Genomic DNA, 13,345 nt, shown 5'->3' with positions numbered 1-13,345 from the left:
GCTAATTAAAATGGATATGAATTATATTAAAAATAATGTTTCTCCTAAGCTAACTAACTATAAATTAACTTATAGCTCATATCCTAGCGGTGATTTTGGAAGCTTAGAGAGAGTAGTTGTTGAAGGTCGTAATAAAATGGGTGGTATTGATGTATGGTCTAAAGGCTGGTTAGATATCAATATTTATGATTTGACTCTAGATAAAGAAGTAATGAATATTCTTTTAGAACCATCTGAAACTCAAGAGCAAGAAATAGCAATAGCTAAATTTTTAGGAATATTATTAAGTGAAAAGTAAAATAAAAATAATTCAAGGTGATATAACTAAGATTGCTGTTGACGCGATTGTTAATGCAGCAAATAGCTCTTTGCTTGGTGGAAGTGGTGTTGATGGTGCAATTCATAGAGTTGGTGGAAAACAAATTTTAGAAGAGTGTCAAAAAATACGAGCTAGGCAAGGTGGTTGCAAAGTTGGTGATGCGGTGATCACATCAGCAGGAAACCTTCCAGCTAAATATGTTATCCATACAGTAGGCCCTCGTTGGAATGATGGAAATAATAATGAGGTTAACTTATTAAAAAACTGTTACTTAAATTGCTTTAAACTTGCTTATGATAATAATGTTACAACTATTTCATTTCCCAATATCAGTACTGGTATATATAAATTTCCAAAAAATAAAGCCGCAGAAATAGCATTACGAATAATTAAAGAGAGTTTAAATAAGTATCTATCTATAGAAAAAGTAAATATTGTTTGTTATGAATCTGATAACTATAATATTTATTGCTCATTGATTGAGAATTATAGTTTAAAATGATTTAGACGAATCACCCAGTTATGCGATAGAGATCGCAGAACTAGATTAATTATTTATCAACTATGCGATCTGCTTCGCAATCTTCACAATCAACTTGCCCTTTTTAGCAGTAATCGTAACGGCTTGTCTGTTGATAAAGCCGGCTTGCTCAAGCCAGTTGGCTTTAAGATCAAAGGCCGGATATGTACTGTAGTGGGTGCAAGTTTTTGCTGCTTTAAGTTCGTGGTGGACGTTGAGGCTGTAATCGCATCCCAAGCACACGATAAATCAAAGAATAAATTAGATACAGGCTCGTTAGGTTTTAGCAATATTGAAAATAAAGCAGAATTTGATGTAAATAGTGCTTCTGTCGCTGGTGGGACGAGTATTGCTGGCGGTAAGGTGACACCAACAGCGGGAACCCCTGCTTTTTATAGTCATGATGGCGACGCATCGAGCACAACCCAGTCTGCTGTGGCGGAAGGTGAAATAATCATTCGTCATCAAGATGAGCAACAACAAGATATAACGCAATTAAGTCGAGATACCGACAATGCAAATAATGCGTTAGATAAAATTTTTGATAAAGAAAAAGAACAAAATCGCCAAGATATAGTCAATTCTTTAAAAGAGCTCGCTGCACAGGTTAAAAAGTTAGAACAAGATTTTAATCAGAATGCAGGTAAAGAATCGACTGATGGTAAAATGGGGAATGCGTTTAGTAAAGGTATTGATGCAGCGACATCCATTTTAACAGGATTAATCACTGGCGATATAGCGGGAGGCCTTGCTGGTGCAAGTGCACAATATTTAGCTGAATTAATTAAAAACAATGCTCCTGATGAGGCTTCAAGGTTTGTCGCTCATGCGCTATTAGGTGCAACGATTGCTCAATTACAGGGTAATTCAGTATTATCAGGTGGTTCAGGTGCATTATTAGGTGAAACCGCAGCAGACATTATTCGACGTGGACTATATAATGGTCGAAATATAGAAGAGTTAAGTGAAAGTGAAAAGGATAATATTAGTGCGCTCGCACAGTTGGCTTCTGGTTTTGCTATTGCATTAGCGGGCGGTAATACCAATGATATTGGCACTGCCGTTGCGGGCAGTAAAAATGCCGTTGAGAATAACTCTTTGGCTAAACCAATTATTAAAGGTTTGGAGAAAGGTTATGCATCATGCATGAAGAATGCAACCTGTCGAAATGGACTTGCACAATTAGGTGTGAATTTTGGTTTAACTAGTGCCCAAATACAAGAAGCCATGGATGCAGGTAATAGCCGAGATCCGGATCGCATTAAAGAGCTATTACCTGAACAGATAGCTTGGATAGATAAGCAAATCATAGCAAAGAAAGGACTTGCTCCGATAATGTTTGGTAGTGAAACATGGGGAGACAGGCTTTATGATGAATCGTCAGATAATGGAAATAATAGTAACCATCCACTGGCAGGAGGAGGTGCAATAGCTGCTAATCCAGGGTATCCACCTAATGGTGATAATAATAATGATGATGATGATAAGAAAGATCAAGAGAAGGATAATTCTAAAGCTGATAATAAAAATTCAAATTCATCAAATAACTCAGTTAAAGATAATCAAACAGTAGATAAGCTTAATCAAAAACAAGAAAGCGCAGTTAAGAAAATAGATAACTTAGTTAAAAACTCAATAAAAGATCATGATATTGAAGGTGCTTTGAAGGATATGGGAGGAAATCCGGTTCCTAAAGCAGATGGTTCAGGGTATTGGAATCACTTAAAAGAATTGCAAGATACTTTGAATGGACTAAGAAATCATGCTAATACATTAAAAGATGTGAACAATCCTACAGCTCAAGCTGCACGACAAAAAGCATTAGAGGCAATAGAACGAATTGAATCAGCAATAAAAGGATATGGATTATGATGACATTAAGAGCTTTGTTAAAGGAAAAAAATATTGAATACAAAAAACAAAATATGTCTTATCTTGATGAGTGGTTTGATGAAATAATTGATATTCCATTATCGGAATTGTTAGTCGGAGATATCTCTCGATTAATAAGGCAACAAATTTTTATTTGTGAAATGCTACCTTATGCTTTAAACCTTCTTTCTTTAGACCCTTTAGCTGGGGACTCATATGATGGTCAGTTAATCTCATCCTTAGCCACTTTAACTACAAATGATATAGAAAAATGTTCATTTAGTTTTGATGAGATTAAAAAAATTATAAATCAAATAGATAAGTCTTTATTAGATAATAATTTATTAACGGATATTCAGAAAATTAATACCTTTTAATAAAAGTAATAAAAAGGATGTCATTATTTTATTACAACACCTATCATTATTTATTCAGTTCTGCGATCTCTATCGCAGAACTGAGTTAATTATCTATCAACTATGCGATCTCCCTCGCAATCTCTACAAGCAACTTGCCCTTTTTAGCCGTGATGGTCACTGGTTGCCCTGTTGCAAATCCAACTTCCTCAAGCCAGTTACCTTTAAGATGCAGAGCAGGGTGTTTTTGCTGTAGTGGGGCTTTGTCGGGCTTGCTTTGGGTTCGTGGCGGACGTTGATGTAACCAACGGTATAATGACGTTGCGAGGGCTCTTGCAGGGTTTTACCGGTGGTTTTGGTTTTAGCAGTTTTTGCCGTAGAATGGGCGTTAGTCATGATAACTACCTCATCAACTCTTGACGTACCTCCAAGTATCGTCCCTCAGCTCATTTTGTCTTTGTTGCAGAATAGAATGTACTAAGTTGATCCCTCATTCGGCACTCCGTAGAGCAACGATAAAGATCAAGACCGTTACAACCTTAATGATATTTTTATGCAAATAAATCAATAACTTACAATTGATTGCTAATTAATTTTAACTTTTTGATTTACTTGCAAAAACCATTAAAAGCAGTGAAATCCGCCCTGGTGGCTATATTAGCTTAGATGCTAACCGTGATTTAAATGTGATTGGTGCTGTCAATACACAGCATAGCGATAGCGATGAAAAAAGTTATGGTGGTGCCGTCGGTATTCAATTCCAAATTGGTGGTGATGAAAGTGGATTCCGTGTTAAGGGGAATGCTAACTTTAGTCGTGAACGTGAAAATGCGGATGGTAGTGCTTGGAGTGAATCGGTGATTAATGCGGGGAATACCTTAACCACCAAAACGGGCAATGATACGACGATTATTGGCGGTCAGGTAAACGGTGATACCGTTAAAATGGATGTAGGCAACAATCTTAACATCCAATCACTGCAAGATACAGATAACTATGACTATGACAAGATTTCGGCCTCTGTCAGTGGCTCAGGGGGTATGGGGGGCTTTAGTGCCAATCTGGCATTGTCAAAAACAGATATTGAAAGCAACTGGGCGAGTGTCACCGACCAGTCGGGTATTTATGCCGGCAAGGGTGGATTTGATATCACGGTCGGCAATAATACCGACTTACAAGGCGCGGTCATTGCATCAAGCGCTGAGGATAAAACGCATAATAAACTCGATACCGGGACGATAAGCTTTAGTAATATTGAAAATAAAGCCGATTTTGATGTGAGTTCAATGTCAATGAGTATTGGCACGAGTGGTGGTCCATCACCGACAGCCGGTATGCCAACGATTTATCATAATAGTGGTCATGACCACAGCACAACGGCTTCGGCGGTTGAAGATGGCAGCTTAACAGTACGAAATCAGGATGAACAGCAGCAAAATATTAATCAACTCAGTCGAGATACGGCTAATGCGAATAATCCACTTGCTCAACTCTTTAATAAACAAAAAGAGCTTGATAAAATAGAAGCCATTGAGCTGGTGAGGGATATTGCTGCCCAAGCTAAGAGTATTGCCAATAAGTATGACCGCATTCAAGCGCAAAATGACGTTGATAAAAACGGTATAGATAAAGATTCCAAAGATGAGGCAAGAAAGACATTAGGCCCTGATGCAACAGAACAACAAGTTAATAGTCTTGCTTATAGTTATGCCGTTGATAAACAAGTAATAAATAATCAAAAACCCGATAATCCAGATAATAAAAATATTGGTGGTATGGGTAGCTCGCTTTCAAAAGGTATTGATGCAGCGACCTCGATAGTGACGGGATTAATTACGGGCGATATCACCGGTGGTTTAGCTGGAGCCAGTGCGCCTTATCTTGCTGAACAGATAAAACTGGCAACGGGTCATGAAGACCCTAAAACAGGGGAATGGCAGACAGATGATAAAGCGGCTAATTTAACGGCTCATGCGCTATTAGGTGCAGCCGTTGCTATTGCACAAGGTAATTCGGCATTAGCGGGGGGAGCAGGTGCTTTAGCTGGTGAGGCCGCGGCTGATTTTATCCGTGAAAAACTGTATAATAAAGACGTTAAAGATTTGAGTGAAGCTGAAAAAGAAAACATCAGTGCACTTGCTCAATTAGCCGTAGGACTTGCCGTCGCAGCAGGTACAGGCGGTAACACCAGTGACATTGGCACCGCCGTTGCAGGCAGCAAAAATGCGGTTGAGAATAATTTCATGGCTCAACAAGTGCGAGATGAGTATGATAAAGACTATCGAGATGGTTTATTGCTATTCAATGGTGATGAAAAGAAAGCAACTGAATATGCAAATGGAATTATTGTAGATAGAGGTCAAGCAGCAGCGGTAGGATTAGGTGCTTTATTTACTGCTCCATTATTACCTAAAAGTGCAATTATTGGCGGAGTGGTTAGTGGTGGTATGAATGCGGGTGTGCAGTATGTAACTACAGGTGATGTTAATACTAATGATGTTATGATCTGGACATCTGTCGGAGTGATTACTGGTGGCTATGGGACTGGACTTTTGGGAACTACTGGTTTCACTGGTCATTTTATAGAAAGTTCTGTGCCTGCCAATGTGGGAAGTTTCTTTAGTTCTGCCTCAAGTGAAGGAACGAATTATTTAATTGATCAAATGAGAAAGAATAAAAATGAAAATAAAGATGAATAAATATTATGGATTATTATTTTTTTGTACAGTCATATATTTAAGTTTATTTTTAACTATTGTTGTAATGAGCTTTATTTATGCATTATGTATGTATGTATGTTAGCTATGATGTTTTTTTGTATAAATGTGAATATGTATTGTTAGCATTAAAAATATCTCTTTTAGCTATACCTGCTAGTATATTGATGTGGTATTTAGAATGTCGTCGTCTAGGAATTAAAATCTTTGGTAAATAATCAAAATCCCAGCCTAAAAACTGGGTTTTTTATATCTTCGAGCCCTATCGCAAAACTGAACTAATTATTTCTTGATTATGCAATCTGCTTTGCCAGTTCGACAATCAACTTGCCTTTTTTAGCGGTAATGGGGTATTTACAGGGGTACCCGCACCGGTTACACCGACTACGCCAGCGACGTATAGACTCATGACACCACTGGCAACTTGGGCTGCACCCGTTATTCTTTTTAGTAAGGGCTTATTGAGCCCTTGTTAGTTAATATATTATTTGAATTTTTTTTTCTTATTAGATGGATGTTTTGGTGTCTCTAACCTACCTATTGATATAAATATATAAAGGTAAATAAAAATAAAAGCAGAAAAAATTAATATATCGAAATTATTGTTTATAGATAAGATCGTTTTTCGAAACCCTGCGATCATTGCTTGAATATAAATAAAAAATATATTCAAAAAGAGTGCATAACGTCGTTTGGTATTTATTACTTTATTATTTTGATAAATTATTATTGTATATTTACGAAATTGATAAGAAATAATTATCGGTAATACCGATAAAACGTAATATACAACAATTGTAGGAGTAAGAGCAGGAGAAGGTGGGCATTTTATAATTGTTGATTCATATAAAAAAGTCGATGGAGTCGGTTATTATATGATCCGTGATCCATATAATGGTGCGATGGGAGTAAGAGCTGATCTTTTAGAAAATAAATTAAATCATAATGGAGTTATCCTTAAATGATATCAGTCAATGAATTAATAAGTAATCCAGTTTATAATCAAAAAATATTGGTGGAAGGATGTATTGTTATTATTGATCAAAAATTGTGGTTAATTGATTTAGCCCATATAAATAATTATCCTAATTCAGTAAAAATTAGAATTATTAATGATAACCTTAAACAAATTCTTTTGAATAGTGTTGCATTATATAGTGGTGTTACTGCTTTGTTTCATGATGCAAAAATAATAGGGTATCTCTCTAATGACATTTTATCTAATCAGCTAGATATTAATGTAATTGAATTATGTATTAAAGATGGGAATGAATGGAAACACATTGATGTTAATAATTTCGTTAAACATATAGATATGGAAGAAAAAAGAGAACTTGATTGGCATGATTTATTTAAATAATTATTGTTGAGAATAATCTTTGGCCATAGTTGCAGAGCCAAAACGAATCGATGAACTGTCTGGAAACGATCCGAGAGAAAATTATTCTACCTATGATGAATTTGGAAATCCAAAAGTTAATAAAGCCGCTAATTTAACTGCTCATGCGTTATTAGGTGCTGCAATTGCTATTGCACAAGGTAATTCGGCATTAGCGGGGGGAGCCGGAGCTTTGGCTGGTGAAGCCGCGGCTGATTTTATCCGTGAAAAACTGTATAATAAAGACGTTAAAGATTTGAGTGAAGCTGATAAAGAAAACATCAGTGCACTTGCTCAATTAGCCGTAGGACTTGCAGTTGCAGCAGGTACAGGCGGTAACACCAATGACGTTGGCACTGCCGTTGCGGGCAGTAAAAATGCAGTTGAGAATAATAATTTGGCTGCTACTGTTCCTATTATTAAGCAATCTTTAGCTTCTTTATTGGGCGTTCAAAACCTAAATCAAGTCAATAATGACCAGCTAGCGTTATCAATTGAGAAAAGCTTAAAGGGTTTAGGTGTAACAATATCCGATACTTATGACAATTTGACTTCTGAACAAAAAGTAACGTATCTTGGCGAATTAGTTCAAGAACTGAGTGATGAAGATAAAGCTAAAGTCCAATATCAATATAAAATTGATACCGAACGTAACCAAATTGCGATGGGTAATCGGCCTAAAGTCGACAGTTTTAATGATTATTTAGCAACCAATGAGTATGGAAAAGGACTTTCAGATAAATTAACGCAAATAGGTGTAGATGCTAAAGGTAATCCTATTTACCAGGCGACAGGCTCGGGTTACGGTAACTATATTTGGGGTGACAGCTATGTTACCATGGATTCAGGTAAAGATACGTTACTGGTCTACAGTAAAGATGGTTCATTCCAAGCTGCGCTTAATTTAGATGGAACAATAAATGAGACATTGACAGGGATTTCTAAAGGAGGCAGTTTACCTACAATTGTAGATAAACCGATTCAAAACCATACAGGTGGAAACCAAATACAAGATCCGCTACCGCCATTACCAGGATTTATACCGCAGGAAAGCCTAGTTCCAAATAACACTGGACATGGTGATGGTCTAGATAATATTGAAATTAAGCATGATACAGGCGGAAATCAGCTCCCAGAAATTTTTGTACCTAATACTGGTGGGGAGCAGATAATTGAGAAAGATTGGCGGGATAATATTTTAATTTCTGAATCCAGACCTTTAACGCCAGATGATTTAGGTATTAAAGGAAAAGTTGAAATACTTGACGGCACTATAACAACCGATAACGGAAAAACCATCGTTAGAATTGAGATGATCGAGGGGGAGGTCGGCAATCCACTGGCAATTATCAATAACCTTATTGAAAAAGCTAAAAATGAAGGCTCTAATAAACTTGTAGTAGAGGGTACTTTAGCTAATGAAAAATTATTACGTATTTTAGAAAAAAGATATGGAATGAAAACAAAGGGTGGTAATGATTCTTTCGAAATAGACATAAAGTAGGAAAAACAATGGAAATTATGGTTAGGATTAAACGAATTTTATCAGATATGGAAAGGTTTACCTACTTATCTGGATATGATGAAGAACTTGGTGAAATCTTCGGGGTTTATGATAATAAGCCGGAGAAAGACTCTCTCTATATTTGCCAAAATGGAATCTTTTGGAATGTTAATAGTGAGAGAGTGTCTATAAAATATAGAGACATATTAAGTATAGAGTTTGAAGATCCTAAAAAATCTATTTTTATTAAACTTGAAGTCATAGATAAAAAAATCTTCAATTTACCAGTAAGAGGCGTAAGAGGTAACTTAATGGACGTGATGGAGTTTTTTCGGTTTTTAAAAAGAGTAATTCATGATTTTGAAAAACAATAATTATGGTATGTAATATATGAATTTTATAAATATTATAAAGCCTTATAAATATCTAGGTATGTGGGTTTTTGATGATCCCAAAGTAGGTTTAATACAAGAACCTTTTGTATCAGGGACTGACATTTTAATTGATAAAGTAACAAAACAGATATCAGATGCAGAAAAAGGTTTTATTTTAATTTTTTCAGAAGTTAATTTTCCTGATTCAGATTTGTATTTAGAATGGCAAAGCGAAGAACATTCGGGAAACTGGTATTATTCACCTGAATTTGATATGGAAGGTTGGCTATGTCCTGCCTTATTCAGGTATTTCGATAAGGCACCAAAAAGAATATACATAAAGATTAAGTCCGTTTAATTTTTATGTATTAGTTTTGCGATCTACTTAGCAAGTTGTTAAATAATCAATTGACCTTTTTTAGTGGTAATCGTCACAGGCTGCCCAGTTGCAAAGCCGACTTGCTTTGGGTTCTTGGTGAACATTGATATAGCCAACGGTGTAATGGCGTTGCGAGGGCTATCGCAGGGTTTTACCAGTGGTTTTGGTTTTAGCTGTTATTACCGTAGAATTGGCGTTAGTCATAATAACTACTCATTAAATCTTGAATTGCCACAAACGACTTACAAAGAAGAGTATAAATACGAAAAATCAGGGCTAACTGTTGCATTAACGTGGCTGTTGCTGTTCCTATTATTCAGCAATCTTTAGCTTCTTTATTGGGCGTTCAAAACCCAAATCAAGTCAATAATGACCAGCTAGCGTTATCAATTGCGAAAAGCTTAAAGGGTTTAGGTGTAATAATATCCGATACTTGTAACAATTTGACTTCTGAACAAAAAGTAACGCACCATCAAATACAAAACATACTCCGGGAGCGCCTGGGTTTAGGCCTAATGCAGGAACGGAGCCAAGGGATTCTCTTGATATTTTCGAAGGTTCAATATCCATTGGTGGTAACAAACATAGATATGCTATCGATTCAGAAGGAAATATTCATAGATATTCACCAAGTAATACTGGAGCATATCATTGGACTGGTAGTACTGGAGATAAGAAAAATCCGTTAGAACTAGATAATAAAACTAAGTCTAATTTAAGAAAACAAGAAGGGTGGAAAATAAAATGATATTTGGTGATCCATATCAAGTAGCTATCCAAATAGAGAAAATAGATATTTTATGTTCTCCTAGTGGAATGTTTAACTTTATTATCGATGATCTTTTGATTCCTGGAAAAGGGGGTAACGATTGATTTATATCTTGTTATTAACTCATTAAAGGATAGTCTTAAGATAAATTTAGAACAAAATATACCTGAATTGGGGGGTAAAGATATTAATCTGTTGGATTTTTCTGAAGGGAGCCCTGAAAATTGTATTGTATTAGATACGGGCGTATTATCAGATTATGGTTGTTTGTTCTGGTTAGCATTTGACGGTAATGAAGAAAGACTTATTTACTCAACTGATTACGAAAAAACGTTTCAAGAAAAACGTTATCCCAAAGGAACCATAGAGAAATTAATTTCTAGTTTGCCCTCTGCTGAGAGTTTATCAATAAAACGGCTAAAAAATTTTGTTAGTAACACTGAAATTATGTATTAATTGATGTTTAGGAGTAAATATTTCTCCCCTGTTTGCGATTCCCCTCGCAGAATGGTTTTAATTATATCTTCATTCTGCGAGTTACTTCTTAAGTTCAATAATCAATTGATCTTTTAAGTATAGAAAAAGGCGATTAGTTTTATTTAACTTGCTCAATTAGCCGTCGGACTTGCAGTTGCAGCAGGTACAGGCGGTAACACCAATGACGTTGGCACTGCCGTTGCCGGCAGTAAAAATGCAGTTGAGAATAACTCTTTGACAGGAAAACAGATAGTTGAAGAAAACACGAAAAGTGCGGAGTATTGGAAAGACAAAGCACGTGAAGTTATGGGTGAAAATGTAGCATCATTGATTGTCAATACGGCAATAACTGTTGCCGCCGATGGAATGAATGGAACTGTTGCAATGGTTGATACAGCTGGTGATTTATTAGCTGCTTTAGTCACCTGTGCAACAGGAGAAAATTATTGTACCCAAGCAAAATCTGATTTAAAAGAGACTAATGACAAAATCGGTGTTGCTTTTGATGCAGTGGTTAGTGGTAATACTTGGGAAAAACTCAAACAAACTATTAATGCAGCGGAGCATGGCGATCAAAAAGCACAAGAAAATATTTCTGCACTTTTAGCTTCTCTTCTCGTTCCTGCAAAAGCTGTGTATCCAGGAGGGAAAACCGGTGGGACAGTCAATAAGGTTGAGAATGTAGCTTCTGATGCTAGTACTGTTAATAAGATAGAAAATAGTGTTTCTGATATTAATAAAATTGAAAAAATAAATACAACTTCAGTTGTAGTTGAATATGGTCCATTAAATAAGGGACCTTTACCAGAAAAAATTGCTGAAACTTTTAGAAGTGGGACATATAAAGAAGTCATTACGACAGATACAACTTCATTATATAGAGTTTATGGTGGGAATTCTAAAGAACTAGGTCCTTATCGGACAACTGAAAAACCATCAGGACCAGTACAATCTATTATTGATAGTGCTTTAGAACCGAAGTGGGGAAATACGGCAACCAAAGTTGTTGAAATTAAAGTACCAGCAGGCATAAAGTTTTATGAAGGAATTGCGGCTAAACAATCGGGATTAGTTGGTGGTGGTAATCAAATATTCTTTATAGATAAGGTGGATCCATCATGGATAGTAAAATAATTTGGGAAGAAATCGAGCATTTTAGTTCTTATGATGAATATAAAAATTTTTATGATTGGCTATATAAACTAAAAATGAATGGACTAATTGAGCTGGTTCCCGTTAAAGAATACTACGCAGGCCAAAATTTAGATGAATATTGGTTTAAGAATCAAGAAGGAAATATTTGGAGATTAGTTGTTCCCGATTTTCCTTTTGAAGGTTATTGGGGGCCTGTTTGTACATAAATAATATATTAGGTAATTTGTAGTAGTTGGCAAACATTTAGAGGTAAAGATGGCTCTAAAGTTGATATTAACTGTAATACTGGTCGAGTAGTTAGAACAGCAGCACCAAAATATGGTCAGAATGGTTCTAACAGAGATTGGATTCAAGTGGCTCTGAAATTTCTAGAATATAAAATAAGTAGCAAAGGTAAAAAAATGATTAGTCATTTAAAAATATTATCCAAAATATTTATTTTATTTGAAATAACTTTAGCATTTTGTGTTGTAATTATATGGGGCTTTTTTGATTTATTATCATATATTAAAGATGGAACTTTACACCTAGATATTTTATATACAGGTTTGAAAACAATAACATTATGTTCTTTATTTATAAGTCTAGTATTCTGGTTGGCTTATTATTTATGGCCTATATTTAAAAATAGAAATACATTTTGATTAATATTGAGACGTTAGTTGTAATACAAAAGCTCCCAGCCTAAAAACTGGGATTTTTTGTTTTTTTACGATCTATCTCGTAGAAGTGAACTAATTTTTATTTTGATTTAAATGGGTGGTTAACAGGTATCTTTTTTGTAAACCGTTGCATATGATGTTTAATAAAATCGATTAAAAAGTGAGGCAAGGAATTCTTTAGGATAAATAATGCTATTAAGGACTTGGCTATTTAATGCTTTGGATCTACTAAAGAAATTTAATCCTAAAGAAATCGTATTTCGGCAAAAACCATTATTGAGAATAATGGATAAAAATGACTTTCTAGCTATAATAAAAATGATAACTTGTAGATTACTAGTGCAGTGTTTTTTGCAATTGAAATTAGCTATATAAATGAATTTGTACGTACGTCAATAATTATTTTTACACTATAATTATAGCTTATGATAAAAATATAACGAAAAATACCTAAATAAGAAAATCCTTTAATGATTTTTTGGTGTTATGTAATGCAAGTTGTATTGGTTTTGGCATACGGCCTTGTCCCGTCCATGTGCGTAAATTGCCCTGTTGGTCGAAATATTTGTATTTTGGGGGTCTTGTCGGGCGATTTTTACGCAGTTTTTTAAAAGTAGGAAAGTCTGCTTTTTTCAGTAATTCGGTGATATTAATACCATCTTGTTTGATTTGGGCAAGATATTGTTCAACTTTTTGGTTATGCTTAGCCAGATTGGCTTTCGCATGTTTATCTTCAATTTGACGTTCAGCAACAACCTGTTTTAATTTGTCTAAAACAGATTCAAGCTCATTAAGAGGCAAATGTTTTGTTTGCGCTCTTATACTACGAATGTTATTGGATAAGAATATCTTTTTTGTCATCG

15 protein-coding genes and 1 pseudogene are annotated in these 13,345 nt (G+C 35.2%); 13 read left to right on the top strand and 3 right to left on the bottom strand.

Features of this window, described 5'->3' with window-relative positions; genetic code table 11:
• Positions 1 to 10 precede the first annotated feature (10 nt).
• Positions 11 to 298, top strand: coding sequence for a hypothetical protein (locus tag ABEA36_RS04695; RefSeq protein WP_345489314.1), 288 nt, complete (start codon positions 11 to 13; stop codon positions 296 to 298).
• A complete protein-coding gene (locus ABEA36_RS04690; RefSeq protein ID WP_345489312.1) occupies positions 288 to 821 on the top strand; it encodes an O-acetyl-ADP-ribose deacetylase in 534 nt (177 codons plus the stop codon). Before ABEA36_RS04695 ends, ABEA36_RS04690 begins: the two co-directional genes overlap by 11 nt.
• Before the next feature lie 60 nt (positions 822 to 881).
• Here the strand turns inward: ABEA36_RS04690 and ABEA36_RS13245 are convergent.
• A pseudogene (locus ABEA36_RS13245) lies at positions 882 to 983 on the bottom strand (SymE family type I addiction module toxin); the annotation flags it as partial.
• Between ABEA36_RS13245 and ABEA36_RS04685 the strand changes: the two are divergent.
• Both ABEA36_RS04685 and ABEA36_RS04680 read left to right on the top strand, forming a co-directional pair.
• Positions 945 to 2,711, top strand: coding sequence for a VENN motif pre-toxin domain-containing protein (locus tag ABEA36_RS04685; protein ID WP_345489310.1), 1,767 nt, complete (start codon positions 945 to 947; stop codon positions 2,709 to 2,711). The pseudogene ABEA36_RS13245 and the gene ABEA36_RS04685 overlap by 39 nt on opposite strands.
• Complete coding sequence (locus ABEA36_RS04680; RefSeq protein WP_345489308.1) at positions 2,708 to 3,088, top strand: contact-dependent growth inhibition system immunity protein; 381 nt, start codon at positions 2,708 to 2,710, stop codon at positions 3,086 to 3,088. Before ABEA36_RS04685 ends, ABEA36_RS04680 begins: the two co-directional genes overlap by 4 nt.
• Positions 3,089 to 3,188: 100 nt before the next feature.
• Here ABEA36_RS04680 and ABEA36_RS04675 read toward each other — a convergent pair whose 3' ends face one another.
• Positions 3,189 to 3,302, bottom strand: a complete 114-nt coding sequence (locus ABEA36_RS04675) for a SymE family type I addiction module toxin (RefSeq protein WP_345490863.1) — start codon at positions 3,300 to 3,302, stop codon at positions 3,189 to 3,191.
• 388 nt (positions 3,303 to 3,690) lie between these two features.
• On the opposite strand from ABEA36_RS04675, the gene ABEA36_RS04670 reads away from it, so the two are divergent.
• The 9 genes from ABEA36_RS04670 to ABEA36_RS04630 all read left to right on the top strand — a co-directional run bounded on the left by ABEA36_RS04670 (position 3,691) and on the right by ABEA36_RS04630 (position 12,026).
• On the top strand, positions 3,691 to 5,766 hold the full coding sequence (locus tag ABEA36_RS04670; protein WP_345490861.1) for a hemagglutinin repeat-containing protein: 2,076 nt from the start codon (positions 3,691 to 3,693) through the stop codon (positions 5,764 to 5,766).
• 979 nt (positions 5,767 to 6,745) lie between these two features.
• The gene (locus ABEA36_RS04665) at positions 6,746 to 7,144 is read left to right on the top strand and encodes a hypothetical protein (RefSeq protein WP_345489306.1); all 399 of its coding nucleotides are present in this window, start codon (positions 6,746 to 6,748) and stop codon (positions 7,142 to 7,144) included.
• Positions 7,145 to 7,163: 19 nt separating this feature from the next.
• Positions 7,164 to 8,666, top strand: coding sequence for a VENN motif pre-toxin domain-containing protein (locus ABEA36_RS04660; RefSeq protein ID WP_345489303.1), 1,503 nt, complete (start codon positions 7,164 to 7,166; stop codon positions 8,664 to 8,666).
• A gap of 8 nt (positions 8,667 to 8,674) precedes the next feature.
• Positions 8,675 to 9,040 carry a hypothetical protein gene (locus ABEA36_RS04655; RefSeq protein ID WP_345489301.1) on the top strand — a complete coding sequence of 122 codons (366 nt, stop codon included), beginning with the start codon at positions 8,675 to 8,677 and terminating at the stop codon, positions 9,038 to 9,040.
• 16 nt (positions 9,041 to 9,056) lie between these two features.
• Positions 9,057 to 9,398: a DUF6717 family protein gene (locus ABEA36_RS04650; RefSeq protein WP_345489299.1), complete on the top strand. Its 342-nt coding sequence runs from the start codon at positions 9,057 to 9,059 to the stop codon at positions 9,396 to 9,398.
• A gap of 117 nt (positions 9,399 to 9,515) precedes the next feature.
• Positions 9,516 to 9,749: a hypothetical protein gene (locus ABEA36_RS04645; RefSeq protein ID WP_345489297.1), complete on the top strand. Its 234-nt coding sequence runs from the start codon at positions 9,516 to 9,518 to the stop codon at positions 9,747 to 9,749.
• Between the two features lie 634 nt (positions 9,750 to 10,383).
• Positions 10,384 to 10,644, top strand: a complete 261-nt coding sequence (locus ABEA36_RS04640) for a hypothetical protein (RefSeq protein WP_345489295.1) — start codon at positions 10,384 to 10,386, stop codon at positions 10,642 to 10,644.
• Positions 10,645 to 10,899: 255 nt separating this feature from the next.
• The gene (locus ABEA36_RS04635) at positions 10,900 to 11,799 is read left to right on the top strand and encodes a hypothetical protein (protein ID WP_345489293.1); all 900 of its coding nucleotides are present in this window, start codon (positions 10,900 to 10,902) and stop codon (positions 11,797 to 11,799) included.
• Positions 11,784 to 12,026, top strand: a complete 243-nt coding sequence (locus ABEA36_RS04630) for a hypothetical protein (RefSeq protein WP_345489291.1) — start codon at positions 11,784 to 11,786, stop codon at positions 12,024 to 12,026. Before ABEA36_RS04635 ends, ABEA36_RS04630 begins: the two co-directional genes overlap by 16 nt.
• A 906-nt stretch (positions 12,027 to 12,932) precedes the next feature.
• On the opposite strand, the gene ABEA36_RS04625 is transcribed toward ABEA36_RS04630, so the two are convergent.
• Positions 12,933 to 13,343: an H-NS family histone-like protein gene (locus tag ABEA36_RS04625; RefSeq protein ID WP_345489289.1), complete on the bottom strand. Its 411-nt coding sequence runs from the start codon at positions 13,341 to 13,343 to the stop codon at positions 12,933 to 12,935.
• Positions 13,344 to 13,345: the final 2 nt, after the last annotated feature.

Origin of the sequence: Orbus sasakiae, from assembly GCF_039542345.1 — a bacterium.
GTDB lineage: Bacteria > Pseudomonadota > Gammaproteobacteria > Enterobacterales > Orbaceae > Orbus > Orbus sasakiae.
The sequence above is the reverse complement of the archived record's forward strand: the minus strand, read 5'-3'. Positions and strand labels throughout refer to the sequence as shown.

Excerpts from the sequence above, each read along its gene's own strand:
- ABEA36_RS04695 (WP_345489314.1), top strand. The coding sequence starts at position 11 with ATGGATATGAATTATATTAAAAATAATGTTTCTCCTAAGCTAACTAAC.
- ABEA36_RS04680 (WP_345489308.1), top strand. The coding sequence starts at position 2,708 with ATGATGACATTAAGAGCTTTGTTAAAGGAAAAAAATATTGAATACAAA.
- ABEA36_RS04665 (WP_345489306.1), top strand. The coding sequence starts at position 6,746 with ATGATATCAGTCAATGAATTAATAAGTAATCCAGTTTATAATCAAAAA.
- ABEA36_RS04655 (WP_345489301.1), top strand. The coding sequence starts at position 8,675 with ATGGAAATTATGGTTAGGATTAAACGAATTTTATCAGATATGGAAAGG.
- ABEA36_RS04650 (WP_345489299.1), top strand. The coding sequence starts at position 9,057 with ATGAATTTTATAAATATTATAAAGCCTTATAAATATCTAGGTATGTGG.
- ABEA36_RS04630 (WP_345489291.1), top strand. The coding sequence starts at position 11,784 with ATGGATAGTAAAATAATTTGGGAAGAAATCGAGCATTTTAGTTCTTAT.
- ABEA36_RS04625 (WP_345489289.1), bottom strand. The coding sequence starts at position 13,343 with ATGACAAAAAAGATATTCTTATCCAATAACATTCGTAGTATAAGAGCG.